This is a genomic window from Ramlibacter sp. bp-362 (assembly GCF_054956735.1).
The window spans coordinates 1-248 of sequence record NZ_JBUDXE010000077.1 but is presented as its reverse complement, the minus strand read 5'-3'; the positions used below and the strand labels follow the sequence as shown (position 1 = coordinate 248).

Below are 248 nucleotides of genomic sequence, written 5' to 3'. Positions count from 1 at the left end.
CACCTGCCGGCAAAGGCCTTCATCGCCAAGGCCGGCAGGCGGCGGTAGACTTCAGCGACGATTTTCTTGGCTGCCGCCAAGGGGCTGCCTTCGTTGTTCTGATAGTGCGAATAGAGGATCTTCATGTCTTCGCTGAGGACGACGGCTTTAATCGTCGTCGAGCCGGCGTCGATGCCCAGGTAGCACGGGCCGCTGTAGGTGGTGATGTCCGCCTGGGGGACGGTATGCTGGCTGTGGCGGGCCCGGAG

The 248-nt window shown here is 62.9% G+C and carries 1 protein-coding gene; it reads right to left on the bottom strand.

Features of this window, described 5'->3' with window-relative positions; genetic code table 11:
- Nucleotides 1-248 (bottom strand): hypothetical protein (locus tag ACY0MJ_RS22475; RefSeq protein WP_462640781.1); only part of this gene is annotated, 248 nt, incomplete at both ends.